Annotated in this window: 26 protein-coding genes; 6 read left to right on the top strand and 20 right to left on the bottom strand. The window is 58.9% G+C overall.

The features are described 5' to 3' along the window. Positions 1-29 precede the first annotated feature (29 nt). The 8 genes from AC07O1_RS08350 to ffh form a co-directional block, all read right to left on the bottom strand. Positions 30-1,334: a homoserine dehydrogenase gene (locus tag AC07O1_RS08350; protein ID WP_494992510.1), complete on the bottom strand. Its 1,305-nt coding sequence runs from the start codon at positions 1,332-1,334 to the stop codon at positions 30-32. 136 nt (positions 1,335-1,470) lie between these two features. Beyond that, the gene (locus tag AC07O1_RS08345) at positions 1,471-2,202 is read right to left on the bottom strand and encodes a thioredoxin fold domain-containing protein (protein WP_495088482.1); all 732 of its coding nucleotides are present in this window, start codon (positions 2,200-2,202) and stop codon (positions 1,471-1,473) included. 288 nt (positions 2,203-2,490) lie between these two features. Continuing rightward, the gene (xerD, locus tag AC07O1_RS08340; RefSeq protein ID WP_494992508.1) at positions 2,491-3,387 is read right to left on the bottom strand and encodes a site-specific tyrosine recombinase XerD; all 897 of its coding nucleotides are present in this window, start codon (positions 3,385-3,387) and stop codon (positions 2,491-2,493) included. Positions 3,388-3,598: 211 nt separating this feature from the next. Next, a complete protein-coding gene (gene rplS, locus AC07O1_RS08335; RefSeq protein ID WP_054593850.1) occupies positions 3,599-3,949 on the bottom strand; it encodes a 50S ribosomal protein L19 in 351 nt (116 codons plus the stop codon). Positions 3,950-3,994: 45 nt separating this feature from the next. Continuing rightward, complete coding sequence (gene trmD, locus AC07O1_RS08330; protein WP_494992507.1) at positions 3,995-4,768, bottom strand: tRNA (guanosine(37)-N1)-methyltransferase TrmD; 774 nt, start codon at positions 4,766-4,768, stop codon at positions 3,995-3,997. Next, positions 4,750-5,286, bottom strand: a complete 537-nt coding sequence (gene rimM / locus AC07O1_RS08325; protein ID WP_495088481.1) for a ribosome maturation factor RimM — start codon at positions 5,284-5,286, stop codon at positions 4,750-4,752. Before rimM ends, trmD begins: the two co-directional genes overlap by 19 nt. Before the next feature lie 5 nt (positions 5,287-5,291). Next, the gene (gene rpsP / locus AC07O1_RS08320) at positions 5,292-5,543 is read right to left on the bottom strand and encodes a 30S ribosomal protein S16 (protein WP_262114813.1); all 252 of its coding nucleotides are present in this window, start codon (positions 5,541-5,543) and stop codon (positions 5,292-5,294) included. 250 nt (positions 5,544-5,793) lie between these two features. Then, positions 5,794-7,170, bottom strand: coding sequence for a signal recognition particle protein (ffh, locus tag AC07O1_RS08315; RefSeq protein ID WP_494992505.1), 1,377 nt, complete (start codon positions 7,168-7,170; stop codon positions 5,794-5,796). 210 nt (positions 7,171-7,380) lie between these two features. Between ffh and AC07O1_RS08310 the strand changes: the two genes are divergently transcribed. The 3 genes from AC07O1_RS08310 (at position 7,381) to AC07O1_RS08300 (ending at position 11,024) form a co-directional block, all read left to right on the top strand. After that, positions 7,381-8,193, top strand: a complete 813-nt coding sequence (locus tag AC07O1_RS08310; RefSeq protein WP_495088480.1) for a cytochrome C assembly family protein — start codon at positions 7,381-7,383, stop codon at positions 8,191-8,193. 12 nt (positions 8,194-8,205) lie between these two features. Then, positions 8,206-9,447, top strand: coding sequence for a CNNM domain-containing protein (locus AC07O1_RS08305; protein WP_495088479.1), 1,242 nt, complete (start codon positions 8,206-8,208; stop codon positions 9,445-9,447). A gap of 260 nt (positions 9,448-9,707) precedes the next feature. After that, complete coding sequence (locus AC07O1_RS08300; RefSeq protein WP_495088478.1) at positions 9,708-11,024, top strand: MFS transporter; 1,317 nt, start codon at positions 9,708-9,710, stop codon at positions 11,022-11,024. 86 nt (positions 11,025-11,110) lie between these two features. Here AC07O1_RS08300 and purT read toward each other — a convergent pair whose 3' ends face one another. The 5 genes from purT to AC07O1_RS08275 form a co-directional block, all read right to left on the bottom strand. Next, complete coding sequence (gene purT, locus AC07O1_RS08295) at positions 11,111-12,292, bottom strand: formate-dependent phosphoribosylglycinamide formyltransferase (protein ID WP_494992501.1); 1,182 nt, start codon at positions 12,290-12,292, stop codon at positions 11,111-11,113. A 99-nt stretch (positions 12,293-12,391) separates the two neighbouring features. Beyond that, positions 12,392-12,859, bottom strand: coding sequence for a preQ0 transporter (locus AC07O1_RS08290; RefSeq protein ID WP_495088477.1), 468 nt, complete (start codon positions 12,857-12,859; stop codon positions 12,392-12,394). A 90-nt stretch (positions 12,860-12,949) separates the two neighbouring features. Beyond that, positions 12,950-13,165 (bottom strand): DUF1289 domain-containing protein, encoded by a 216-nt coding sequence (locus tag AC07O1_RS08285; protein WP_494992499.1) that lies wholly within the window; start codon positions 13,163-13,165, stop codon positions 12,950-12,952. Next, positions 13,162-13,686, bottom strand: coding sequence for a gamma carbonic anhydrase family protein (locus AC07O1_RS08280; RefSeq protein WP_494992498.1), 525 nt, complete (start codon positions 13,684-13,686; stop codon positions 13,162-13,164). Before AC07O1_RS08280 ends, AC07O1_RS08285 begins: the two co-directional genes overlap by 4 nt. A 55-nt stretch (positions 13,687-13,741) precedes the next feature. After that, complete coding sequence (locus tag AC07O1_RS08275) at positions 13,742-14,341, bottom strand: CoA pyrophosphatase (RefSeq protein WP_494992497.1); 600 nt, start codon at positions 14,339-14,341, stop codon at positions 13,742-13,744. Between the two features lie 147 nt (positions 14,342-14,488). Between AC07O1_RS08275 and AC07O1_RS08270 the strand changes: the two genes are divergently transcribed. Both AC07O1_RS08270 and AC07O1_RS08265 read left to right on the top strand, forming a co-directional pair. Next, on the top strand, positions 14,489-15,046 hold the full coding sequence (locus AC07O1_RS08270; protein ID WP_494992496.1) for an NUDIX hydrolase: 558 nt from the start codon (positions 14,489-14,491) through the stop codon (positions 15,044-15,046). Positions 15,047-15,082: 36 nt separating this feature from the next. Next, positions 15,083-15,592 carry a L,D-transpeptidase family protein gene (locus AC07O1_RS08265; protein ID WP_495088476.1) on the top strand — a complete coding sequence of 170 codons (510 nt, stop codon included), beginning with the start codon at positions 15,083-15,085 and terminating at the stop codon, positions 15,590-15,592. Between the two features lie 162 nt (positions 15,593-15,754). Here AC07O1_RS08265 and AC07O1_RS08260 read toward each other — a convergent pair whose 3' ends face one another. Then, a complete protein-coding gene (locus AC07O1_RS08260; protein ID WP_495023290.1) occupies positions 15,755-16,066 on the bottom strand; it encodes an NGG1p interacting factor NIF3 in 312 nt (103 codons plus the stop codon). Between the two features lie 5 nt (positions 16,067-16,071). Beyond that, complete coding sequence (purL, locus tag AC07O1_RS08255; RefSeq protein WP_495088475.1) at positions 16,072-19,968, bottom strand: phosphoribosylformylglycinamidine synthase; 3,897 nt, start codon at positions 19,966-19,968, stop codon at positions 16,072-16,074. Between the two features lie 286 nt (positions 19,969-20,254). On the opposite strand from purL, the gene mltF reads away from it, so the two are divergent. Beyond that, positions 20,255-21,715, top strand: a complete 1,461-nt coding sequence (mltF, locus tag AC07O1_RS08250) for a membrane-bound lytic murein transglycosylase MltF (protein ID WP_495023292.1) — start codon at positions 20,255-20,257, stop codon at positions 21,713-21,715. Between the two features lie 69 nt (positions 21,716-21,784). Here mltF and pdxJ read toward each other — a convergent pair whose 3' ends face one another. The 5 genes from pdxJ to lepB all read right to left on the bottom strand — a co-directional run bounded on the left by pdxJ (position 21,785) and on the right by lepB (position 26,297). Then, on the bottom strand, positions 21,785-22,528 hold the full coding sequence (gene pdxJ / locus AC07O1_RS08245; RefSeq protein ID WP_495010286.1) for a pyridoxine 5'-phosphate synthase: 744 nt from the start codon (positions 22,526-22,528) through the stop codon (positions 21,785-21,787). Between the two features lie 223 nt (positions 22,529-22,751). Continuing rightward, complete coding sequence (gene recO, locus AC07O1_RS08240) at positions 22,752-23,441, bottom strand: DNA repair protein RecO (RefSeq protein ID WP_494992490.1); 690 nt, start codon at positions 23,439-23,441, stop codon at positions 22,752-22,754. A gap of 188 nt (positions 23,442-23,629) precedes the next feature. After that, a complete protein-coding gene (era, locus tag AC07O1_RS08235; RefSeq protein ID WP_494992489.1) occupies positions 23,630-24,532 on the bottom strand; it encodes a GTPase Era in 903 nt (300 codons plus the stop codon). After that, the gene (gene rnc / locus AC07O1_RS08230; RefSeq protein WP_494992488.1) at positions 24,525-25,214 is read right to left on the bottom strand and encodes a ribonuclease III; all 690 of its coding nucleotides are present in this window, start codon (positions 25,212-25,214) and stop codon (positions 24,525-24,527) included. The genes era and rnc overlap by 8 nt, the downstream gene beginning before the upstream one ends. Positions 25,215-25,442: 228 nt before the next feature. Further along, positions 25,443-26,297, bottom strand: coding sequence for a signal peptidase I (gene lepB / locus AC07O1_RS08225; protein WP_494992487.1), 855 nt, complete (start codon positions 26,295-26,297; stop codon positions 25,443-25,445). Between the last annotated feature and the right edge of the window lie 5 nt (positions 26,298-26,302).

Raw genomic sequence — 26,302 nt, 5'->3', positions numbered from 1 at the left:
TGGCAAAAAGCCCTCGGAACAATAACGGCTTAGTTCAAGTGCTCGACCCGGATCCGCACGACAGGACCGACCACATCCTGCAACGCTTCCAGAGCGGTGATCGCATCGTTCATGTGCTGCTCCAGCACACGGTGGGTCAGCAGGATCATTGGTACCAGACCGTCGTGCTCTTCAACTTCTTTTTGCATGATCGATTCGATGTTGATGCCACGCTCCGACAGGATGCTCGCAACCTGGGCCAGCACGCCCGGGTGGTCCTTGGCCTGGATACGCAGGTAGTAGGCACTTTCGCAGGCTTCGATCGGCAGGATCGGATGGGCCGACAGCGAGTCCGGCTGGAAGGCCAGGTGCGGTACGCGGTTTTCCGGGTCCGAGGTCATGGCGCGAACCACGTCCACCAGATCCGCGATCACCGACGAAGCCGTTGGCTCCATGCCAGCACCGGCACCATAGAACAGCGTCGAACCCGCAGCGTCGCCGTTGACCATGACGGCGTTCATCACACCATTGACGTTGGCAATCAGACGATCAGCCGGGATCAGCGTCGGGTGTACGCGCAGCTCGATGCCGCTTGGCGTGCTGCGTGCCACACCCAGGTGCTTGATGCGATAGCCCAGCGCTTCGGCGTAGTTCACGTCAGCGGTGGTCAGCCTGGTGATGCCTTCTGTGTAGGCCTTGTCGAATTGCAGCGGGATACCGAAGGCGATGGACGCCAGAATCGTCAGCTTGTGCGCCGCATCGATGCCTTCAACGTCGAAGGTCGGATCAGCTTCCGCGTAGCCCAGGGCCTGCGCCTCGACCAGGACGTCTTCGAAGGTCCGGCCTTTTTCACGCATTTCGGTGAGGATGAAGTTACCGGTGCCGTTGATGATCCCGGCGACCCAGTTGATGCGGTTCGCCGACAGGCCTTCACGGATCGCCTTGATTACCGGGATGCCACCAGCCACGGCAGCTTCGAAGGCGACGATTACGCCCTTCTCACGAGCCTTGGCGAAGATTTCATTGCCGTGAACGGCAATCAGTGCCTTGTTCGCGGTGACCACGTGCTTGCCGTTCTCGATGGCCTTGAGCACCAGCTCACGGGCCACGGTATAACCACCAATCAGCTCGATGACAATATCGATTTCAGGGTTGGTCGCGACAGCGAAGACATCGTTGGTAATGGGGGTACCGGTAATCTCACACTGAGGGTTTGGCGTACGCATGGCAATTTGAGCCACTTCGATTCCACGCCCGGCACGGCGGGCAATCTCCTCGGCGTTACGCTGAAGTACGTTGAAGGTGCCGCCACCGACGGTACCTAACCCACAGATGCCTACTTTGACCGGATTCACTCTGAACTCCCCATAAAACGGCCGACTCAAGGTCGGCCGTGGAAAACAGCCGCAAGCACGCGGCTCTCTATTTAACGGAACGACGACTGCTGTCGCCGAACCATGATCGTCAAAGGCTTACCGTGACGACGCAGGATTATTTCGCGCCCAACGCCAGTTTGGCGACTTGTGGCGCAGGCTGATAGCCCGGAATCACTTGGCCGTCGGCCAAAACGATGGCCGGTGTACCGCTCACACCGATAGACTGACCGAGAGCGAACTGCCTGGAAACCGGGTTGGCGCACTTGGCAGCCTTGATTTCCTTGCCATCGACCATACTGTCCATGGCCGCTTTCTTGTCTTTCGAGCACCAGACCGCTTGCAGCTGCTCGTCACCCGGCGAGCCCAGACCCTGACGCGGGAAAGCAACATAGCGCACTTCGATGCCCATTTTGTTCAGCTCAGGCACTTCGGCGTGCAGCTTGTGGCAGTACGGGCACGTGGTGTCGGTGAATACAGTAATGTGCGTTTTGGTTTCGCCGATGGCCGGATAAACCACAGTTTCTGCGACGGGGATGCCGTTGATCAACCTGGAAATGCCCAAACGTTCGGCTTTTTCAGTCAGGTTTACCGGTTTGCCATCCTTGAGCTGGAACAGATAACCCTGCATGACGAACTGGCCGTCAGCACTGGCGTACAGCACACGGCTGCCCTTGAGTTTGATTTCGTACAGACCGGCCAACGGGCTGGCGGTGATGGTCTCGACGGGCACTTCGAGATGCAGGCTTTCGAGGCTCTTGCGAATCGCTTGCTCGGCGGCGTCATCGGCCACAGCAAAGGTGCTGACCAATGCAATGGCTGCAGCGGCAATAATCTGGGTCACACGCATGGGAACTCCTGAAGGCGGACAAATGGAACGGGTACAACGCCGGTACTGAAACATCGGGTTTTAGCCGCCCACTGTGCAAACCGACAAAGCCTACCACAGTTGGCCTGCGGGGCCGACTGCCGCTCAGACAACACATCAAAATCGCCCCTTGCAAGGAGCAGCCGGTCGACGCTCGATTGCTCGCGATTAACGTAAGGACGACGCGCTCACTCAGACAACACGCGTTATCGTTCGCGACCATCGCGAGCAATCGAGCGTCGACCGGCTGCTCCTACACAGGGCCGGCAATCATCCTCGAGGGTGGTGTTTGGCGTGCAGGTCTTGCAACCGGGCTCGCGCCACATGAGTGTAGATCTGCGTGGTCGACAGGTCGCTGTGACCGAGCAGCATCTGCACCACCCGCAGATCGGCTCCATGGTTGAGCAAGTGAGTGGCAAACGCATGGCGCAAGGTGTGGGGGGACAGGGATTTTCCGATCCCGGCGACTTTTGCCTGGTGCTTGATCCGGTGCCAGAACGTTTGCCGGGTCATCTGTTCACCTCTCAGGCTGGGGAACAACACGTCGCTAGGTCGCCCGCCCAGCAGCTCGCCACGAGCGTCGCGCATGTAGCGCTCGACCCAGACAATCGCCTCCTCGCCCATTGGCACCAGCCGCTCCTTGCTGCCTTTGCCCATCACCCGCAGCACGCCCTGGCGCAGATTGACTTGCTCCAGGGTCAGGCTGATCAGCTCGGTCACGCGCAAACCACAGGCATACAGCACTTCGAGCATGGCGCGATCACGCTGACCGATGGCCTCACTCAGGTCCGGTGCCGTCAGCAGCGCCTCGACGTCGGCTTCTGACAGGGATTTGGGCAATGGCCTGCCCAGCTGCGGCATATCAATTTGCAACGTTGGGTCGACCGCAATCAATTTTTCCCGCAGCAGGTAACGATAAAAGCCACGTACACCCGAGAGAAAACGCGCTGTGGAACGTGGTTTATAGGCCTGCTCCAGACGCCAGGCCAGATGATCGAGAATCAGCTCGCGACCGGCGTTGACCAGCTCCAGGCTTTGCTCGCGCAGCCAGCCGTTGAACAGTGCCAAGTCACTGCGATAGGCGTCACGGGTATTTTCGGCAAGACCCTTTTCCAACCATAGGGCATCGAGAAACTGGTCTATCAGGGGATGATCGATGGCAGGCATGAGCACTCAGGATTCGCAAGCTCAAGGCCGCGTATAAATAAATAGCGAACAGTGGTGATGATCACTAGTCTTTCATAGCACGCCATTTCAAGGAACAGGGCAACAGCGAGTCCGCAGTTTTAGCAGATCTCCAGTGGGATCGGGGGCAAAAAACAGGCGCACACAAAAAAGCAGCCCGCAGGCTGCTTTTTTCGCATCGGAGAAGCTGGACTTAAACCAGTTTTTCCTTGATGCGAGCTGCTTTACCGGACAGGTCGCGCAGGTAGTACAGCTTGGCTTTACGTACGTCACCGCGACGTTTAACGGCCATGCTGTCGATTTGCGGGCTGTAGGTCTGGAAAGTACGCTCTACGCCAACACCGTTGGAGATTTTACGAACAGTGAAAGCACTGTTCACACCACGGTTACGCTTGGCGATTACAACGCCTTCGAACGCTTGCAGACGCGAACGGTCGCCTTCCTTCACTTTCACCTGAACGACAATGGTGTCGCCCGGGGCAAAGGTAGGGATCTCTTTGGTCATCTGCTCTGCTTCGAGTGCAAGGATGATTTTGTTAGTCATGCTGTGCTCCTAAGGTAAATCGTCGGATCTACCATCGATACGTTGTTAACTATCGTCCCGCTCGCGGATGTATTCCTCGAGCAGCTTCTTCTCTTCTCCAGAAAGCGAGCGGCTTTCCAGAAGATCGGCGCGTCGTTCAAAGGTCCTGCCAAGGGACTGCTGTAAACGCCATCGCCGGATATGTGCGTGGTTGCCACTTAGCAACACGTCGGGAACACGCTGATCCACATACACCTCCGGTCGGGTGTAATGCGGGCAATCCAGCAAACCATCCGTAAAGGAATCTTCCTCGGCGGAGTCCGCATGCCCTAAAGCTCCGGGCAGCAGTCGTGTAACCGCATCTATCAGGACCATCGCCGGCAGCTCGCCACCGGAAAGTACATAGTCGCCAATCGACCACTCTTCATCGACATGAGCCTCAATAAACCGCTCGTCAATGCCTTCATAGCGGCCGGCAATCAGGATTAATGCTTCCTCATTCGCCAACTCGCGTACCGCCGACTGAGTCAATCGACGGCCTTGGGGCGACAGGTAAATTACCTTCGCCGCCTCCCCGGCTGCCTGCCTGGCCTGAACCAGAGCATCTTCCAGGGGCTTGATCTTCATCACCATGCCCGGACCACCGCCAAATGGGCGATCATCCACAGTGTGATGTCGATCCGTTGTGTAGTCTCGCGGATTCCAACAGGTCAGCTGCAAGAGCCCCTGTTTCACCGCGCGGCTGGTAATGCCGTAGTCGCTGATGGCGGAAAACATCTCGGGAAACAAACTGATCACTTCTACGCGCAAATTAGCCACGTTTAGAAGTCCGCGTCCCATTCCACCTTCATCTCGCCCGCTGCCAGGTCGACTGCCAACACGCATTGCCCGGTATACGGCAACAGGCGTTCGCGATCATCCAGGCTGCCAGCGCAAGGCTTGACCACCATTACATCATTGGCGCCGGTTTCCAGAAGATGATCGATTTTCCCGAACAATTGCCCGTGAGTGTCGATAACCTTCAGACCTTCCAGCTGGTACCAGTAGTACTCGCCGTCGGTCAGTTCAGGGAACAGGTTGCGCGGCACGCAGATCTCGTAACCGGCCAGAAGACGAGCTTCTTCACGATCATCAAGACCCTTGAGCTTTGCGACCAGGAACTTGTCGTTCCCGCGTCCGCTGACCAGCTCAACCTGTTTCACATTGCCTTCGCGCCGCAGCGTCCAGGTTTTGTAGTCCAACAGGTTTTTAATCGGATCAGTAAAGGAATACACCTTCACTTCGCCGCGAACGCCGTGAACAGAATAAATCTTGCCGATAACGATCAAATCATCAGCGATTGCTGGCGTCGCGTTCATATTGCTCAGGCCGCAGCCTTAGCAGCATCCTTGAGCAACTGAGCAACACGCTCAGAAGGTTGTGCACCAACGCTCAGCCAGTAGGCTACGCGCTCTTGGTTCACGGACAGGCGGACTTCTTGACCACGAGCGATCGGGTTGAAGAAACCAACTTGTTCTTTGTGCGAACCGTCGCGTGGGTTGCGGCTGTCGGTCACGGTCAAGTGGTAAAACGGGCGCTTTTTGGAGCCGCCAAGGGCAAGACGGATTGTTAGCATGTGAACATCGTTCCTGTAGTCGGTGCTGCAAATCTAAATGCACAGCGGGCATAGGTGCCCGAAAGGCCGCATATTCTAAGGAATATCCGGACTTTTGCAAATGTCTTTTTCCGGCGCCTATCGGCATGCCATCAAGATTTGCTATAGAGCCGTCGCGAACGACGGCGGGTCAGCTCCCGCCAAGTGCGGGTTTGCTGGAGATCCCACGTCCGTGTGGGGTAGCGCCGACATAACTGCCGACGCGAAAACTTTACATTTTCGGCATACCGCCGCCGGGCAACATTCCGCCCATGCCGCGCATCATTTTCGCCATTCCGCCTTTGGCGGAGAATTTTTTCATCATCTTCTGCATCTGCTTGTGCTGCTTGATCAAGCGACCGATGTCCTGCACCTGGGTACCGGAACCCATGGCGATCCGACGCTTGCGCGAACCACTGATCAGCTCAGGGTCACGGCGCTCGGCCGGGGTCATGGAGTTGATGATGGCTTCCATTTGCTTGAACTGCTTCTCTGCTGCGCCCTGGGCATTGCCCATTTGCGCCAGATTCACACCACCGATATTTGGCAGTTTGTCCATGAGACCGCCGAGGCCGCCCATGTTCTTCATCTGTTGCAGTTGATCGCGGAAGTCTTCGAGATCGAAACCTTTACCTTTCTTGAGCTTTTTCGCCAGTTTTTCGGCTTTGTCTTTATCAAGGGTCTGCTCGGCCTGCTCGATAAGGCTGAGCACGTCGCCCATGCCGAGGATCCGCGAAGCGATCCGCTCAGGGTGGAACGGATCGAGCGCATCGCTCTTCTCGCCCATACCGATGAACTTGATCGGTTTGCCGGTAATCGCACGCACAGACAGCGCAGCACCGCCACGGGCGTCACCGTCGACCTTGGTCAGGATCACACCGGTCAGCGGCAGCGCATCACCAAAGGCCTTGGCGGTGTTGGCTGCGTCCTGACCGGTCATGGCGTCGACCACGAACAGTGTTTCTACAGGTTTGATCGCCGCATGCAGGGCCTGTATCTCACCCATCATCTCGGCGTCGATGTGCAGACGACCGGCGGTATCGACGATCACCACATCGATGAACTTGAGTCGGGCTTCTTTAATAGCCGCCTCAGCGATCGCCACCGGCTTCTGGCTGAGATCAGACGGGAAGAAGGTTACGCCGACTTCACCGGCGAGCATTTCCAGCTGTTTGATCGCCGCCGGACGGTAGACGTCCGCCGAAACCACCATGACGCTCTTCTTTTTGCGCTCTTTAAGGAAGCGCGCAAGTTTACCGGCGGTGGTGGTTTTACCGGCACCTTGCAGACCGGCCATCAGCACTACGGCCGGCGGCACAGCACTCAGGTTCAGGTCTTCGTTGGCGGCGCCCATCAGGCTTTCGAGTTCGGCCTGAACGATCTTCACGAAGGCCTGGCCCGGCGTCAGACTGCGCGACACCTCTGTGCCGACAGCGCGTTCCTTGACCGCATGGACGAAGTCTTTGACCACCGGCAAGGCGACGTCGGCTTCGAGCAACGCCATGCGCACTTCACGCAGGGTGTCTTTGATATTGTCTTCGGACAGCTTGGCCTTGCCGGTGACATGGCGCAGCGTCTGCGAGAGACGGTCGGTTAGGTTTTCAAACATGCGCGATCCTTTCAGGCCCTATTGTAGACCGAGGTAATGGCGGCCCAGCCCGTGAAAAACGAACGCTCGGCGAGCCTGCGGCGTGGGCAGGTCGCGGATTATAGCGAAGACTGGGCCCGGCGCACACCTCGCCGTCTGGTTGCGTGGTCTTTCGTGATATGTGGGTTCTATGCCAAACTCAGTTCCTTTCGGGCTTGCCTAACAGGATTTATGCTCCCCTTGTCACCCAGCTTGCTAACCACCCTCGCCGCCGCCTGCCTATACGCCGCTGCGACTCTCTATCAAGGCACCCGGCTGGCCAACGGCGCCAAGGCAAACAAACGCCTGCTGGTCACGCTCGGCATCCTCGCGGTGCTGGCTCACAGCGCCAGCCTCTTCACCCATCTGATGACGCCTGGCGGCCTGAGCCTGGACTTCTTCAGCGCCGCCAGCCTGATCGCCGCAGCGGTAATTGCCCTGACCCTGCTGGCTTGCTCGCGGATCCCGGTGGAAAACCTTCTTTTATTACTATTCCCGTTAGGAATGGCCACGGTGTTACTGGCGCAGTTCGCACCTTCGGGCACCGTGCAGGTAATCGATGAAGAGCCAGGAATCCTTGCACATATTCTGTTGTCGATCCTGGCCTATGGCATGTTCACCATCGCGGTGTTCCAGGCCTTGCTGCTGCTGGTGCAGGATCATCAGCTCAAGCACAAACACCCCTCCGGCCTGATCAAGAACTTCCCGCCACTGCAAACCATGGAAAGCTTGCTGTTCAGCTTCCTCTGGGCTGGCTGGACGCTGCTGTCGCTGTCGCTGATCTCCGGATGGCTGTTCGTCGAGAACCTGTTCGCCCAACACCTGGTGCACAAGACCCTGCTGGCTTGCCTGGCCTGGATCGTCTTCAGTGTGCTGCTGTGGGGCCGTAACCGCCTCGGCTGGCGTGGACACAAGGCTATTCGCTGGACCCTTGCCGGTTTCTGCCTGCTGATGCTGGCGTACTTCGGCAGCAAGCTGGTCCGTGAATACATCCTGCATATCTGACGGGCAACCATAATGGACAACTTGCCCTTGGGGCCTATGCTCGCGGTACTGGCCCTGCTGGTTTTATGGTCGGGACTATTTACCGCCATCGAGATCGCTCAACAGCAACTGCTGGCCCAGCGCACCGCGTCGCGCTCGGGTGACAAGCCACTGGCCAGACTGAGCTTCCCGCGCGAGAGCCTGATCTTCTGCAACACGCTGAGCCGGGTGCTGGCGGTGATTATCGGCACGTTGCTAGCCGTAGGTTACTGGCAAGAGAAAGGGCCGTTGCTGGCCTTCCTGAGTGCCACCGCGATCCTGTTGGTGTTCGCCGACTACCTGCCGCGAACCCTCGCCACACGTTATCCCGAAGCAATCCTTGGATTGGGCAATACCCTGCTTGGCGTGCCACTGAAGATCCTCTATCCCGCCGCATGGCTATTGAACAGCATCGCCCGATTGTTTCTGCGCCCGTTCAGTGTCAAATCCGCCAGCGTCAAACTGAGCGATGATGAGTTACCGCCAGCCCTTGACCACGAACCGAACCACGAACACGCCGCCTGCCGCCCACACCTGTTGTCCGGCATTCATGCACTGGACAACATCACGGTCAACGACATCCTGGTACCACGCAGCGAAGTCGACGGGATCAATCTGGACGATCCGATCGAAGAGATCATCGAACAGCTGCGACTCTCCAAACGCACTCGGCTGCCGGTGTTCCACAGCGATATCAACCAGGTCGAGGCGGTGCTCAACACCCGTCAGATTCGCTACTTGTTACCAGACGCGAGCCTGACCAAGAACGCATTGCTGGATGCCTGTCACGAACCTTATTTCGTGCCGGAAAGCACCCCGCTGCAGTTGCAGTTACTCAATTTCCATAAACAGCAGCGCCGCCTGGGGATGGTGGTTGATGAATACGGTGAAGTGCTCGGCATTGTCACCCTGGAAGATATTCTCGAAGAAATCGTCGGCGAGTTCGAAAGCGAGCAACGCATCGACAATCCACACATTCATCCCCAGGCCGACGGCCGCCTGGTGATCGACGGCGCTGCATCGATTCGCGATCTGAACAAGAGTCTCGGCTGGCACTTGCCCAGCGACGGCCCGAAAACCCTCAACGGGCTGGTCACCGAAGCGCTGGAAACCATCCCGGACAGCGCGGTATGCCTGAAGATTGGCCGCTATCGCCTGGAAATCCTCGCCACCGAAGACAATCGCGTCAGCCGTGTACTGATCTGGCACACCGGTTCCGTTCCAGTGTCTTTATAAAACGCAGCTCCCTAGTGGCCTGTATTTAGGCTGCTCTACTCCTTGTTTGATCGATAAGCGGCTTTCTATAATCGAACCCGCTTACCCAAGCCCCGCCGGACCACGTGCTACCCGCACTCAGCGAGTTCTGGCCCCGCATTGCCTGCACCTGTCCGGTGCCGACTCCCATCTCGAGTCGCGCCTGCGTAAAACCCACATCCCTGGGTGTTCGACCATAATAATTCGCTCCAACGGAGCACATGACTGTCAGGGATAACCGCATGACTACCAGCACCACGTATAGTGACACTGCACCCGCCCAACCGACGAACTCCGCCACCCGCGTGGCCACTGCCAGCTTCATTGGCACCGCCATCGAGTTCTACGACTTCTACGTTTACGCCACTGCGGCAGCGCTGGTCATCGGCCCGGTGTTCTTCCCGCAGACCTCCGGCACTGCGCAAATGCTTTCGGCATTCCTCACGTTCGGTATCGCCTTTCTGGCCCGACCTCTGGGTTCGGCGCTGTTCGGTCACTTCGGTGATCGCATCGGCCGCAAATCGACGCTGGTCGCATCCTTGCTGTTGATGGGCGTCTGCACCACGCTGATCGGCGTGCTGCCCGGCTATGACAGCATCGGCGCCTGGGCCCCGATCCTGCTGTGCGTGCTGCGCTTCGGTCAGGGGCTTGGTCTGGGCGGCGAATGGGGTGGCGCGGCGCTGCTCGCCACCGAGAACGCACCGAAGGGCAAACGCGCCTGGTTCGGCATGTTCCCTCAGCTCGGCCCCTCGATCGGTTTCCTCGCTGCCAACGGCCTGTTCCTGACCCTGGCGATGACCCTGAACGACGAACAGTTCCGCTCGTGGGGCTGGCGAATTCCGTTCCTGCTCAGCGCAGCACTGGTGATGGTCGGTCTCTATGTGCGCCTGAAACTGCATGAAACTCCAGTTTTCGCCAACGCCATTGCCCGTCAGGAGCGGGTGAGGATCCCGGTGGTTGAACTGTTCAGCCAGCATTGGGCGCCGATGCTGCTCGGCGCGGCTGCGATGGTGGTCTGCTATGCACTGTTTTATATTTCGACAGTATTCTCGCTGAGTTACGGTGTCTCGACCCTCGGCTATAGCCGTGAAACCTTCCTTGGCCTGCTGTGCTTCGCCGTACTGTTCATGGCCGCGGCCACACCACTGGCAGCCTTGGCCAGCGACCGTTACGGGCGCAAACCGGTGTTGATTGTCGGCGCTGTACTGGCGGTTCTTTCCGGTTTTACCATGGAGCCGTTGCTGACTCAGGGCTCGACCTGGGGTGTTGCGCTGTTCCTGTGCATCGAGCTGTTTTTGATGGGCGTGACCTTCGCGCCCATGGGCGCTTTGCTGCCGGAACTGTTTCCCACACACGTGCGTTATACCGGCGCATCAGCGGCCTACAATTTGGGCGGCATTGTCGGTGCATCGGCGGCACCGTTCTTTGCGCAGAAGCTGGTGGCAATGGGCGGTTTGAGTTGGGTCGGCGGCTATGTGTCAGGCGCAGCGCTGCTCAGCTTGATGGCTGTGCTGTGCTTGAAAGAGACCAGAGAAAATGATTTGAATCGAGTCGCCTGATAGATCGCATCGCGAGCAAGCTCGCTCCCACAGGGAAATGCATCGTCCTTGTGGGAGCGAGCTTGCTCGCGATGGCCGCGACTCGGTTACAGCTCTACAACAACCGCTTGCGAAGCACGGGTCGCCTTGGCCCTTGCGGCCTCGATCGACTCGTCACGCGCCAGGGCAACGCCCATGCGGCGCTGGCCATTCACTTCTGGCTTGCCGAACAAACGCAGGGCAGTATCCGGTTCGCTCAACGCAGCGCCCAGGTTGGCGAATGCAGTCTGGGTGGACTGCCCTTCCACCAGAATCACCGCCGAGGCCGATGGGCCGAACTGACGGATCAACGGGATTGGCAAACCAAGGATTGCCCGGGCATGCAGGGCGAACTGCGAAAGATCCTGGGAAATCAGGGTCACCAGACCAGTGTCGTGCGGGCGTGGCGACACTTCGCTGAACCAGACCTGATCGCCTTTGATGAACAGCTCGACACCGAACAGACCACGGCCACCCAAGGCCTCGGTCACGGCCTTGGCAACACGCTCGGATTCAGCCAGCGCGATCGGGCTCATGGCCTGCGGCTGCCAGGACTCCTGGTAGTCACCCTTCTCCTGACGATGGCCGACCGGCGCGCAGAAGGTGGTACCGCCGATATGACGCACCGTCAGCAACGTGATTTCGTAATCGAAGTCGATAAAGCCTTCGATGATCACCCGCCCTTTGCCGGCACGGCCGCCTTCTTGTGCGTAATCCCAGGCTTTCTGCACGTCATCGACGCTGCGTAGCAGGCTCTGGCCTTTGCCCGACGAACTCATCACCGGCTTGACCACACACGGGAAGCCGAGATCTTCGACCGCCTTGCGGTAGTCTTCGACGGTATCGGCGAAATGGTACGGCGAGGTCGGCAGGTCCAGCTCTTCAGCGGCCAGGCGGCGGATGCCTTCGCGGTTCATGGTCAGCTGAGCGGCACGGGCGGTTGGAATCACCGTGAAACCTTCGGCCTCGAGCTCAACCAGGGTGGCGGTGGCGATGGCTTCGATTTCCGGCACGATGAAGTGCGGCTTCTCGGCTTCGATCACCGCACGCAGCGCCGCACCGTCGAGCATGTTGATCACATGACTGCGGTGAGCCACTTGCATGGCCGGCGCATTGGCGTAGCGATCCACGGCAATCACTTCAACGCCCAGGCGTTGCAGCTCGATTACCACCTCTTTGCCCAGCTCACCGCAGCCACACAGCAAAACGCGGGTCGCGGTTGGCGACAATGGAGTTCCGATACGGGTCATCTCAGGTCCTCAAAGGAGCGGATCATCGAGGGTCGCACGCTGAGCGGGCTTCCCATGGGGAGAAAGCGCGGCATTTTACATGAACCGGGCGGTTTGGCTTTAACCCAGGACCGCGTTCTTGCGCAAACGCCAGGCCATGGCCAGCCAAACGACGGTCACGCCAGCGAATTTGGAACCCAGAGCAGTGAGAACCACACCCGGAGTCAGCGCGCCGATCAGGCCGAAAAAGATGACGGTGTCCAACGGAATGCTCAGCGCCGAACTTATCCACAGGCGATCGTGCAACGGCCGCCTGGTGATGCTGAACACCAGCCAGTCAATGCATTCGGAGACCGCGAAGGCGATCGCGCTGGCCAGCGCGATCGACGGATCCGAAGTGACGTAGGACAGCACCAGCGCGGCCAGCATCGCAAGAATGGCGCCGTGGCCAAAACGGGTTTGCACCATGTCTCGCAACACGAACACCAACCCGCCCCAGGCCGACCAGATAATGTCCAGGTGCGGGGCGGTGGAAAAGGCGTAGTTGATCAGCACGACGCTGGCGATGTAAGCGATCAGGAAGAGCATGGCGCGCAGGGGAACCTGGAAACAAGGCACACAGGGTACGTCAGGCGATGGGGTTGGGCCAAGGAAGTCACACCAAACCTGTGGCGAGGTTCAGATATTCGGCTTGGCCCCGATCATCCACACCAACCCGCTGGACTTCGCCCGTTCATGACACAACCCCAGCACCTTACGGCGCTCGTCGTTGTCCATCCGGCTCCAGCGGGTGATTTCATCGACGGTGCGTTGGCAGCCGGTGCAGACGTCATCCTCATCGAGTGCGCAAATGTTCACGCAGGGCGAGACGACTGGTCTTTCGGTCGTGCTCATTCTTGCTGCTCAACGAGATCCCGGGCGTAACGCTGGGAGTTGTGGACATAGTGCGCGGCGCTGGCTTCGAGCATTTTCTTCTGCGATTCGGTCAACTCGCGCACCACCTTGCCCGGCGAGCCCATCACCAGCGAACCATCGGGAATTTCCTTGCCTTCGCCAATCAGCGAATTGGCGCCGATGATGCAGTTCTTGCCGATTTTCGCGCCGTTAAGGATCACTGCATTAATACCGATCAGGCTGAAATCGCCGACGGTGCAACCATGCAGCATGGCGTTATGGCCGATGGTCACACCGGTACCGATGGTCAGCGGATACCCCATATCGGTGTGCATGACGGTGCCATCTTGCACATTGCTGTTCTTGCCGATCAGGATCAGTTCATTGTCACCGCGCAATACCGCGTTGAACCAGACGTTGGCGCCCTCCTCCAGTTTGACCTTGCCCACCAGCGTGGCGTTGGGTGCAACCCAGCTCTGTGGATGGGTTTCGACTCGGGCGTCGCCCAGGCGGTATTTCATCTAGTTATCCTCAAGGCTTACGGTGCCACGGGTTCAGGCCATGTGAGCAATGGCTTCAAATATTGATAAAGCTTTTGGGCGGGTGATGCAGGCTGATTTTTGCGTCATAGAGCAGGTTGATCAACTCGACGATCATAATCGCTGTCAGCCCCCATATCTTGTACTCACCGAAACGATAGCTGGGCACATACCAACTGCACCCCTGATAGTCGATACGGTGGGTATGTTCACGTGGGTCCTCGCGGAAGAACTCCAACGGCACGCTGAACACCGCGGCAATCTCGGCATCGTTGGCCCGGTACTCAACGAAATCCGGGATCACCCCGACGTAAGGTGTGACCTTGATGCCGTGCAGGGAGATCAGCGGACTGAGTGGCCCGATCACTTCTACCAGACCAGGCGGCAAGCCGATTTCTTCTTCGGCTTCGCGCAGGGCGGTAAAGATCAGGTCGGGATCTTCCGGATCGCGCCGCCCCCCCGGAAAAGCCACTTCGCCGCCATGGGTCGAGAGCCCGCTCGCGCGCAGGGTCAATACCAGCTCTGGCTCGTCACTGCGGGTGATAGGCACCAGCACTGCGGCTTCGGGGAAACGTCGGTCAGTCTCCAGCGTACGCGGAATGTGATTGCTTACGCGATGAAGCAGCTCGTCCAGCATGAGTCATCTCGATCTGTTGGCTACTTTGCATCATGCACCAAAGAAATCCCTCGCCCAACCCCCGATCCACTGCATGTCGCTTAACGACAACTTGCCGACACAGGCCCCCGCACGCCAAGATAGGCACAGCATTTACGGAAACCCAGCATGAAATTCTGCAGCCACTGCGGCAACCCGGTTACCCAGCGCATTCCCGAAGGCGACTCGCGCCTGCGTTTCGTCTGCGATCACTGCCAGACCATTCATTACCAGAACCCGAATATTGTCGCCGGTTGCCTGCCGACCTGGGGCACTCAGGTACTGCTCTGCCGTCGCGCCATCGAACCGCGACGCGGTTACTGGACGTTGCCGGCGGGCTTCATGGAGAACGGCGAAACCGTCGAGCAAGCCGCGATTCGCGAGACCAGCGAGGAGGCCTGCGCGCGGGTACGTAACCTGAGCATCTACACCTTGATCGACGTGCCGCATATCAATCAGGTGCATGTGTTCTTTCGCGCAGAGCTGGCGGACCTCGACTTTGCTGCCGGCGAAGAGAGCCTGGAAGTGCGGCTTTTCGAAGAAGCCGACATCCCTTGGTCCGAGCTGGCTTTCCGCACCGTCGGGCGTACTTTAGAATGCTTCTTCGCTGACAGACAGACACAGGTTTACCCGGTCCGATCCGAATCGATTCCACCACTCGCGCAACCTGCGATTACACTTAAATAATAGAAAGTACACCGTACTCTTAGGGATATCGTTGCAATGCGCTGGTTGCTTGCCCTCTTCTGCCTGTTGTTCGTTACTGCCTCCCAGGCCACCGCCTCCACGGTGGTAACCCTGGATGGCAAAGTCATCGAAAAAGTGCTGGTACTCAAATCAGCCCGCCAACTGCAATTGCTCAACGGCGGCAAGCCGCTCAAGACCTATCGCATCTCCCTGGGCAAACAGCCCAGAGGCGCGAAGTTCATGGAAGGCGATAAACGCACGCCGGAAGGTATTTATTGGGTGGACTGGCGCAAGATCAGTGACCGCTTCAACCTGGCCATGCACATCTCCTACCCAAACGTCAGCGACTCCGTGCGCTCGCGTCGTGAAGGGGTAGAGCCCGGGGGCATGATCATGATCCACGGCACCCCGGATACCCTGGATTACCCGGAGCAGCTTTTCCATACCCTTGACTGGACCGACGGCTGTATTGCCTTGCGCAACATCGACATGCGCGAAATCTGGGGCCTGGTCCCGGACGGCACGATGATCGAAATTCGTCCGTAATTTAAAAGAAGATCAAAAGATCGCAGGCTGCGCCAGCTCCTACCGGGAAATGCAATCAACTGCAGGAGCCGCCTGGTTCTTGCCCGCGAGACGCCAGAACGAACAACAAAAAACCCGCTGACCGTTACCGATTCAGCGGGTTTTTCATTTTACGGCGTCAGATCAGAAATCTTCCAACCGCCACACTTCATAAGCCGGCGTCTCATAGGGATGGCTTTGCTTGAGCGCCATCACCACCGAGTGGATCAATTCATCGGCCACCACCAGCTCAACCTTCCATTCCGCCACCTGCTCAACCAGACCGGTTTGCCCGAGAAACGGCTGACTGCCGTCCAGTGGACGAAACTGGCCCTGGCCCAGCACCTGCCACGAACACTGATCATAAGCACCGATCCGCCCGCCACCGGCGGCGAATACGGCGCTTTTGACCACGTCGACGTGGCTGGGCGGCACAAAAAAGCTGAGCTTGTACACGGCCTTTAGTTAACCCAGACCCGAGCGTTACGGAACATGCGCATCCATGGCGCGTCTTCGTTCCAGTCTTCCGAGCGCCAGGAGTTCTGCACGGCACGGAACACCCGCTCAGGGTGCGGCATCATGATGGTCACACGACCGTCGCGGCTGGTCAGCCCGGTGATCCCGCGCGGCGAGCCGTTCGGGTTGGCCGGGTAGTTTTCAGTGACCTTGCCGTGGTTGTCGACGAAACGCATCGCCACGCAACCGGACAGATCGGCCTGGAGCAGTGCCTCTTCGCTCTCGAACTCGGCATGGCCTTCACCGTGGGCGATGGCGATTGGCATACGCGAACCGGCCATGCCTTGCAGGAAGATCGAGTTCGATTCCTGCACCTGAACCATCGCCACGCGGGCTTCGAACTGCTCGGAACGGTTACGCACGAAGTGCGGCCAGAACTCGCTGCCCGGGATCAGTTCGTGCAGGTTGGACATCATCTGGCAACCGTTGCACACACCGAGGGTGAAGCTGTCGTTACGTTCGAAGAAGCCCTGGAAGGCATCCCGTGCACGGCTGTTGAACAGTGCCGACTTGGCCCAGCCCTCACCGGCGCCGAGAACGTCGCCATAGGAGAAACCACCGCACGCAACCAGACCTTTGAACTCGTTCAGGTCGACACGACCGGCAAGAATGTCGCTCATGTGCACGTCGATCGCGTTGAAGCCGGCACGGTCGAACGCCGCAGCCATTTCCACCTGACCGTTGACGCCCTGCTCACGCAGTACCGCCACCTGAGGACGAATGCCTTTCTTGATGTACGGCGCAGCGATGTCCTGGTTCACGTCGTAGCTCAGCTTGACGCTCAGACCCGGGTTGTCTTCTTCCAGCAGTACGTCGAACTCTTGCTCGGCGCAATCAGCGTTGTCGCGCAGACGCTGAATCTGGTAGCTGGTTTCGGCCCACTGACGCTGCAGCAGACGACGCTGGCCTTCAAAAACGGTTTCACCATTGAAGCTGATGGTGACTTCGCCGTTGTTGAGCGGTTGACCGATCACCGAAACGCAGTCGCCCAGGCCGGCAGCGCTGAACTGCGCGAGGATGTCCGCAGTGGCGTCCTGACGAACCTGAATCACGGCACCCAGCTCTTCGTTGAACAGGATCGCAGCGATATCGGCCGAGGTTTCAGCCAGACCGTCGAGGTTCAGGCTCAGACCGCAGTGGCCGGCGAAGGCCATTTCCACGGTGCTGGTCAGCAGACCACCGTCGGAACGGTCATGGTAGGCCAGCAGGTGACCGTCGGCGTTGAGGCCCTGGATCACCGCGAAGAAGGCTTTCAGGTCTTCGGCGTCGTCGACGTCCGGAGCCTGCTTGCCGAGCTTGCCGTGAACCTGTGCCAGGATCGAGGCGCCCATGCGGTTCTGGCCACGGCCCAGGTCGATCAGGATCAGATCGGTGGTGCCCTTGTCCATGCGCAGTTGCGGGGTCAGGGTCTGACGGATGTCGGTTACCGGGGCAAAACCGGTCACGATCAGCGACATTGGCGAGGTTACACTCTTGTCCACGCCTTTATCGTTCCAGCGGGTGGCCATGGACATCGAGTCCTTGCCCACCGGAATGGTGATACCCAGTTCCGGGCACAGTTCCATGCCGACCGCTTTGACGGTGTCGTACAGACGCGCGTCTTCGCCCGGGTGACCGGCTGCGGACATCCAGTTCGCCGACAGTTTGATGTCGGAGATCTTGCCGATGCGCGACGCGGCGATGTTGGTCAGGGTTTCGCCGATGGCCATGCGGCCCGACGCCGGAGCGTCCAGCAGCGCCAGCGGAGTGCGCTCGCCCATGGCCATGGCTTCACCGGTGTAAACGTCGAAGCTGGTGGCGGTGACGGCAACGTCGGCCACCGGAACCTGCCACGGACCGACCATCTGATCACGGGCCACGAGGCCGGTGATGGTGCGGTCGCCGATGGTGATCAAAAAGCTTTTGCTGGCCACGGCCGGGTGATGCAGAACGCGCTCGACGCAGTCGGCGATGTTCAGCGTCGACGGATCGAAATCGTCGCCCAGCTCGCTTTCACGAACGACCGAACGGTGCATGCGCGGGGCTTTGCCCAGCAGCACTTCGAGCGGCATGTCCACCGGGCTGTTGCCGAAGTGGCTGTCGGTGACAGTCAGCTGTGGCTCGGCAGTGGCTTCGCCGACCACGGCGAACGGGCAGCGCTCACGTTCGCAGATCGCCTTGAAGCGCTCGAAGTCGGCCGGGCCGACGGCCAGAACGTAGCGTTCCTGGGATTCGTTACTCCAGATCTCGTGCGGGGCCATGCCCGGCTCGTCGTTTGGAATGTTGCGCAGCTCGAAGCGGCCACCACGGTCGCCGTCGTTGACCAGTTCCGGGAAGGCGTTGGACAGACCGCCCGCACCCACGTCGTGGATAAAGCTGATCGGGTTGTGTTCACCCAACTGCCAGCAACGGTCAATGACTTCCTGGCAACGGCGTTCCATTTCCGGGTTTTCACGCTGTACCGAAGCAAAGTCCAGGTCCGCCGAGCTGGTGCCGGTGGCCATGGAAGAAGCTGCGCCGCCGCCCAGGCCGATGAGCATTGCCGGGCCGCCGAGCACGATCAGCTTGGAGCCAACGACGATTTCGCCTTTCTTCACGTGTTCTTCACGGATGTTGCCCATACCACCCGCCAACATGATCGGCTTGTGGTAACCGCGCACTTCATCGCCATGCGGGGTGGTGATGGATTGTTCGAAGGTGCGGAAATAACCGGTCAGCGCCGGACGGCCGAATTCGTTGTTGAACGCAGCGCCGCCCAATGGGCCTTCGATCATGATGTCCAGCGCGGTGACGATGCGCTCGGGTTTGCCGTACGGCACTTCCCACGGTTGTTCGAAACCCGGGATCTGCAGATTGGACACGGTGAAACCGGTCAGGCCAGCCTTTGGCTTGGCACCGCGACCGGTGGCGCCTTCGTCGCGGATCTCGCCACCGGAACCGGTGGAGGCGCCCGGGAACGGGGCAATCGCGGTCGGGTGGTTGTGGGTCTCGACTTTCATCAGGATGTGCACCGGCTCCTGCACCGCGCCATACTGGCGGGTTTCAGGGTCCGGGAAGAAACGGCCGGCAACGTTGCCGACAATCACCGAAGCGTTGTCCTTGTAAGCCGACAGAACGCCTTCGCTGTGCATCACGTAGGTGTTCTTGATCATGCCGAACAGGCTTTTTTCCTGGTTCTCGCCGTCGATGTCCCAACTGGCGTTGAAGATCTTGTGACGGCAGTGCTCGGAGTTCGCCTGGGCGAACATCATCAGTTCGATGTCGTGCGGGTTGCGCGCAAGGCCTACGAAGGCGTTGACCAGGTAATCGATTTCGTCTTCCGCCAGGGCCAGGCCCAGTTCGACGTTGGCTTTCTCCAGCGCGGCGCGACCGCCACCCAGCACGTCGATAGCAGTCAGCGGCTTGGGTTCGGAGTGACTGAACAGACCGGCAGCCTGCTCGAGGTTTTCCAGCACGATCTGGGTCATGCGGTCGTGCAGCGCATCGGCGATCAGCTGTGCTTGCGCGTCGGTGAATTCACCGGCCACGTAGAAAGCGATGCCGCGCTCCAGGCGCTGGATTTTCGCCAGGCCGCAGTTGCGGGCGATGTCGCTGGCCTTGCTCGACCATGGCGAAATGGTGCCGAAACGCGGCAACACCAGGAACAGACGGCCGGTCGGCTCTTGTACCGGCACACTTGGGCCGTACTTCAGAAGGCGCGCCAGCACCTGCTGTTCGTCGCCGGTCAGAACGCCGGTGACTTCGGCGAAGTGAGCGAATTCAGCATACAAGCCACTGACAGCCGGGACGCATCGGCTCAGTTGCTCAAGAAGTTTGCTGTGGCGAAAGGCAGAAAGGGCAGGAGCGCCGCGCAGGATCAACATCTTCGGGACAGCCTCGGGAAGGGGTGTGCTTTGAGGCCGTGCATTCTAGCCTAAACCGCCCGCGACAGCACCCGAAACGGCACGCCAGCCTTTGGCCGAACGTCGGCCCGTGGCCCAGCACCTTTAACCAATGGCTATCAAGGCGCGTGCGACGGGTTATTTTTGCCGTCACATTCGCGCCACAGAGCCTGTTTTTCAGGGCTTCAGCCGGTTTTTTCTCTCGCTAGCAGACATGCCCTTCGCTGTCGAGATATGGCGGTCGTGGTCCTTTGCGTATACTGCGCGAATGTTTTCCAAAACGGCTTTCCGTCCGCGCTGTGTCAAATGGCTCATCGCAACCGGACTCTTCCTGATGCTCAGTGCCTGTGTTGATAAACCCAGCACACTCGAGCGCGTAAAGGAGGATGGCGTACTGCGGGTGGTCACCCGTAACAGCCCCGCCACCTACTTCCAGGATCGCAATGGCGAAACCGGCTTCGAATACGAGCTGGTGAAACGTTTCGCCGAGGACCTGGGCGTCAAGCTGAAGATCGAAACCGCTGACAACCTCGATGATCTTTTCAGTCAGATAGGCAAACCCAATGGCCCGGTGCTGGCGGCTGCCGGTCTGGTCAGCAGCGAGAAGCGCAAACAGCAGGTCAGGTTTTCCCACACCTACCTGGAAGTCACTCCACAGATCATCTACCGCAACGGCCAGTCACGCCCGACCAACGCTGCCGACCTGGTAGGCAAGCACATCATGGTGCTCAAGGGCAGCACCCACGCCGAGCAGCTGGCGGATCTGAAACGCAAATATCCCGGTATTGAATACGAAGAGTCCGACGCCGTTGAAGTCGTCGACCTGCTGCGCATGGTTGATGAGGGCCAGATTGATCTGACGCTGGTCGATTCCAACGAAGTGGCGATGAACCAGGTCTACTTCCCCAATGTGCGGGTCGCCTTCGACCTGGGTGATGCCAGCAACCAGAGCTGGGCCGTGGCCCCTGGCGATGACAACAGCCTGCTCAACGAGATCAACACTTTCCTCGACAAGGTGGAGAAGAACGGCACCTTGCAACGTTTGAAGGATCGCTATTATGGGCATGTGGACGTACTTGGCTATGTCGGTGCCTACACCTTCGCCCAGCATTTGCAGCAACGCTTGCCCAAATACGAAAAGCACTTCAAAGCGTCGGCCAAGGATGAAAAAGTCGATTGGCGACTGCTTGCCGCGATTGGCTATCAAGAGTCGTTATGGCAATCGGCAGTCACTTCCAAAACCGGCGTTCGCGGCATGATGATGCTGACTCAGAACACCGCGCAGGCCATGGGCGTGTCCAACCGCCTGGACGCCAGGCAAAGCATCAGCGGCGGGGCCAAGTACCTGGTGTATATGAAGGATCAGCTGGACGACAAGATCGAAGAGCCGGATCGCACCTGGTTTGCACTTGCGGCCTACAACGTCGGTACCGGCCATCTTGATGACGCTCGAAAACTGGCCGAAAAAGAAGGCCTGAATCCGAACAAATGGCTCGATGTGAAGAAGATGCTGCCGCGCCTGGCGCAGAAGCAGTGGTACAGCAAAACCCGCTATGGCTATGCCCGTGGCGGTGAGCCGGTGCACTTTGTCGCCAACATCCGTCGTTACTACGACATCCTGACCTGGGTCACGCAGCCGCAGCTGGAGGGCAATCAGGTGGCTGAAGGCAATCTGCACGTACCCGGCGTGGACAAGACCAAGCCGACCGAAGAAATGCCACCGCTGTAGATCATGACTGAAAACGGACGCAGAGCGTCCAGTGAGGCATTCCCACGCGGGAGCGTGGGAACGATCTTCTTATGCCTTTGCTGCCGCCAGAATCAACGCCTTCATTTCCGCCACTGCCGACTTGAATCCGACGAACAGCGCATGTGCCACCAACGCGTGCCCGATGTTCAATTCGTTGATGCCTTTAATCGCGGCAACGGCTTCGACGTTGTGGTAATGCAGGCCGTGACCGGCGTTGACTATCAGACCTTGGGCCAGACCGCAGGCCACGCCATCAGCGACTCGCAGCAATTCTTCTGCAACTTCGGTCGGTGTCTGCGCATCGGCGTAACGGCCGGTGTGCAATTCAATCGCCGGTGCGCCGACCCGCCTGGACGCTTCGATCTGCCGCTCATCGGCATCGATGAATAGCGAGACCTCACAGCCGAATTTGGCCAGGCGCTCTACCGCAGCCTTGATCCGCGCTTCTTGCCCCGCGACATCAAGACCGCCTTCGGTGGTCAGCTCTTGACGGGTTTCCGGGACCAGACAGATATGCGCCGGGCGAATGCGCTCGGCGAAAGCCATCATCTCTTCGGTGACGCCCATTTCGAAGTTCATGCGGGTTTGCAACACATCCTTGAGCAGCAGCACATCACGCTCCTGAATGTGTCGGCGGTCTTCACGCAAATGCACGGTAATCCCGTCAGCCCCCGCCTCTTCCGCATCCAGCGCCGCCTTGACCGGATCAGGATAACGAGTGCCCCGGGCCTGGCGCAGAGTGGCAACGTGGTCGATGTTCACGCCAAGAAGAATGCGATTGCTGGTGGTCACGGAAGCGCTCCTGAAGAATGGAAGATTCGGCGCACAGCATATAGTGTCCAGTCACGAAAATAACTGTTCGCTTTTGACGGCGTCTTTCGTTCGGTCCGACACTTCGGCCATGTTGCGTTGCCGCTCCTCGCCACAGCGGGTGATGACTCGTCGCGGCGCCTTGCCTGACTTCGAGATCCACTCGTCAAAACTCGAACGTATTTCCGAGACCGGAAACCGCTCGCTACGGCTTGCGAAACAACTCGCGACTGACCAATGGCCGACCACCGAGATGCACAGCCAGCGCTTGACGCATCAGACGCTTGGCAGCGGAGAGCGCGCCGGGGGCAGTCCAGTCGGCTTCAGCCATGGCCAGCAGCTCAGTGCCGTTGAACAATCCCGGTTGCAGTAAGTAGACCCGCTCAAGCCCGGCATCGACTTGCAAGCGATACATACCGTCCGCAGCTATCGGATCGCCATGAATGTCGGTGTCCAGCGCGAATCCGTAACCGAGATCATCCAGCAGGCGCCACTCGAAGGCCCGCAGCAAAGGTTCGAGCGGACGCCCTTCAGCAAGGGCCAGCAAAGTCGCGGCGTAGTGATCGAAAACGGCTGGGTGAGGATCTTCGGCAGGCAGCAGGCGGATCAACAGCTCATTGAGGTAGAGCCCGCTGAACAGCGCCTCACCGTTGAGCCAGGTGGAAACACCGGCGCTTTCCATACGCCCGACATTTTTCAGCTCGCTGCGCCCACGAAATTCGACTTCCAGCGGCACGAACGGCCGCGCCAATGTCCCGGCCTTACCCCGCGCACTGCGCAACACCGCCCGCAGCCGACCTTGAGGCGTGAGGAAATCCACCAGCGCACTGTTTTCGCGGTAAGCCCGGCTGTGCAGTACGTAGGCGGGTTGGGCGATGGGTGGGGTTGGGGGCATGGAAGTCGAGTATCTCTAAGAGAATACAGCCAGTGAAAACGGCACATACCTAATGTGGGAGCGGCGGTGCGGCGATCCGACTTGCTCGCGAAAGCGGTTCAACATTCAACATCTCTGTCGACTGTGACACCGCCTTCGCGAGCAAGCCCGCTCCCACATTAGATCTTTGTTGCATCCAGCCTTGGCGCTTACAGGTCGCCGTAACCCAGGGAACGCAGGGCGCGTTCGTCGTCGGACCAGCCGCCTTTGACCTTGACCCACAGGTTGAGCATGATTTTGGAGTCGAACAGCAGCTCCATATCCTTGCGCGCCTCGGTACCGATGCGTTTGATCCGCTCGCCCTTCTCGCCAATGATGATTTTCTTCTGACCGTCGCGCTCGACGAGAATCAAGGCGTGGATATGCAAGGTCTTGCCCTGCTGCTTGAACTCTTCGATTTCCACGGTGATCTGGTACGGCAATTCAGCGCCCATCTGACGCATGATTTTCTCGCGTACCAGTTCCGCTGCAAGGAAACGGCTGCTGCGATCAGTGATCTGGTCTTCCGGGAAGAAGTGATCGTTTTCCGGCAGGTGCTCGGCGATCACACGCTCCAGGGCGTCGAGGTTGTGACCGTGCTGCGCCGAAATCGGCATGATCTGCGCGTTTGGCAACTGTTCTTGCAACCAGCTCAAATGCGGCATCAGTTCAGCTTTGTCTTCGATGCGGTCGGTCTTGTTCAATGCCACGATGACCGGGCCTTGAACGTACTGAACACGCTCGAGCACCATCTGGTCTTCATCGGTCCAGCGGGTGCGGTCGACCACGAAGATCACCACATCGACGTCTTTCAACGCCGCTGACGCGGTTTTGTTCATGTAACGGTTGAGCGCTTTTTCGCCGCCCTTGTGCATACCCGGGGTGTCGACATAGACAGCCTGAACGGTGCCTTCAGTCTTGATGCCGAGCATGTTGTGGCGGGTGGTTTGCGGCTTGCGCGAAGTGATCGCCAGCTTTTGCCCGAGAATGTGGTTCAGCAGCGTGGATTTGCCCACGTTGGGACGGCCGACGATGGCGACATAGCCACAGCGAGTTGCAGTTGAATCAGTCATGGCCATTCTCCACGCCCAGGGCTATCAGTGCTGCGGCGGCCGCTACCTGTTCGGCAATACGACGACTCACACCCTGACCTCGGCTTTTTTCATTCAATAAGGTGATTTCGCATTCGACGAAGAACGTCCGGCAATGGGGCTCACCCTGGATATCTACCACTTCATAACGTGGCAGGTCACAGGCACGCGACTGCAGGAACTCTTGCAGTCGGGTCTTTGGATCTTTGTTGGTGTCGACCAGCGTCAGGCCTTCGAACTCGGACGTCAGCCAGGCCAGTACGCGCTCGCGCGCCACCTCCATGCCCGCATCCAGGTAGATGGCGCCGATCAGAGCTTCCAGGGCATCAGCGAGGATCGACTCGCGACGAAAGCCCCCGCTCTTCAACTCGCCGGAGCCCAGACGCAGGTACTCGCCCAGATCGAAACCACGAGCCAGCACCGCCAGGGTTTCGCCTTTCACCAGCCGTGCGCGCAAACGCGACAACTGGCCTTCGCGAGCGAGCGGAAAGCGATCGAACAGTGCTTCACCGGCGACGAAGTTGAGAATGGCATCACCGAGAAATTCCAGGCGTTCATTGTTGCGCCCGGCAAAACTGCGGTGAGTCAGGGCCAGGACCATCAGCTCCTGATCCTTGAAGGTATAGCCGAGCTGACGCTCGAGACGGCTTAAAGAGACGCTCACGGTTTACCCACACTGAGTTCGTGGTCGAATATCGCCACCATTGGGACAAGGCACCGCTGGCCCTCGACAATTAACGCTGTGTTCAAATCCACATCCTGAATATTGTTGACTGCATGCTTCTGGCGACATCGCTGTAAAGATCACTGACGACGGCGGAACCGGCGTCGTGAAGCGTTCTACAAGACCCAGAAAAGCATTCGGCGCTGTGTTCAACAGCGCCGTGTGTGATTACTTGATCAGGCCAACCCGCGAGAAATTCGGCAGGCGGCTGAGTTTTGGTTCGGGCCAGCTCATCCAGACTGCAAAGGCCTTGCCGACAATATTCTTGTCGGGAACCATGCCCAGAAGATCCTTGGGAATACTCGGGTCATCCCAGTAGCGACTGTCATTGGAGTTGTCGCGGTTGTCGCCCATCATGAAGTAATGCCCGGCAGGCACGGTCCACTGATGGTCCGGAGTTGCACGAAAGCGGCTCATTTCCTTGCGGATCAGGTGCTCGACAGCGCCGAGTTTTTCCTTATAGAGCTCTGCACTGCCCAACGTACCTGGCTCGGAACCCACCAACTGCTCGGCCACCGATTGCCCATTGACGAACAGTCGCTTGTCGGCGGTGTAACGAATTTCGTCGCCTGGCAAGCCGACTACGCGCTTGATGTAGTTGACGTTCGGATCGCTTGGGTAGCGGAACACCATCACATCGCCGCGCTGCGGATCACCGACTTCGATGACTTTCTTGTCGATCACCGGCAAGCGGATCCCGTAAGAAAACTTGCTCACCAGAATGAAGTCGCCGACATCCAGGGTCGGCTTCATCGAGCCCGAAGGAATCTGGAACGGTTCCACCAGGAACGAACGCAGTACCAGCACGATGAACAACACCGGGAAGAACGATTTGCCGTATTCAACCAGCAACGGCTCTTTGTTCAGCTTCTCGACCACGACTACATCGGGCTGGCTGACGCTGCCCTGATAAGTGGCGATGGCTGCACGCCGGCGCGGTGCCAGAAAGAGCAGATCGAGCAACGCCAACAAACCGCAAACGGCGACAGCGATGACCAGCAACAGCGGGAAATTTAGTGACATAGGAC

This window comes from Pseudomonas sp. GW821-FHT07G10, assembly GCF_059418545.1.
Note: the sequence above shows the minus strand (reverse complement) of the source record. Positions and strands in the feature narration are given on the sequence as shown.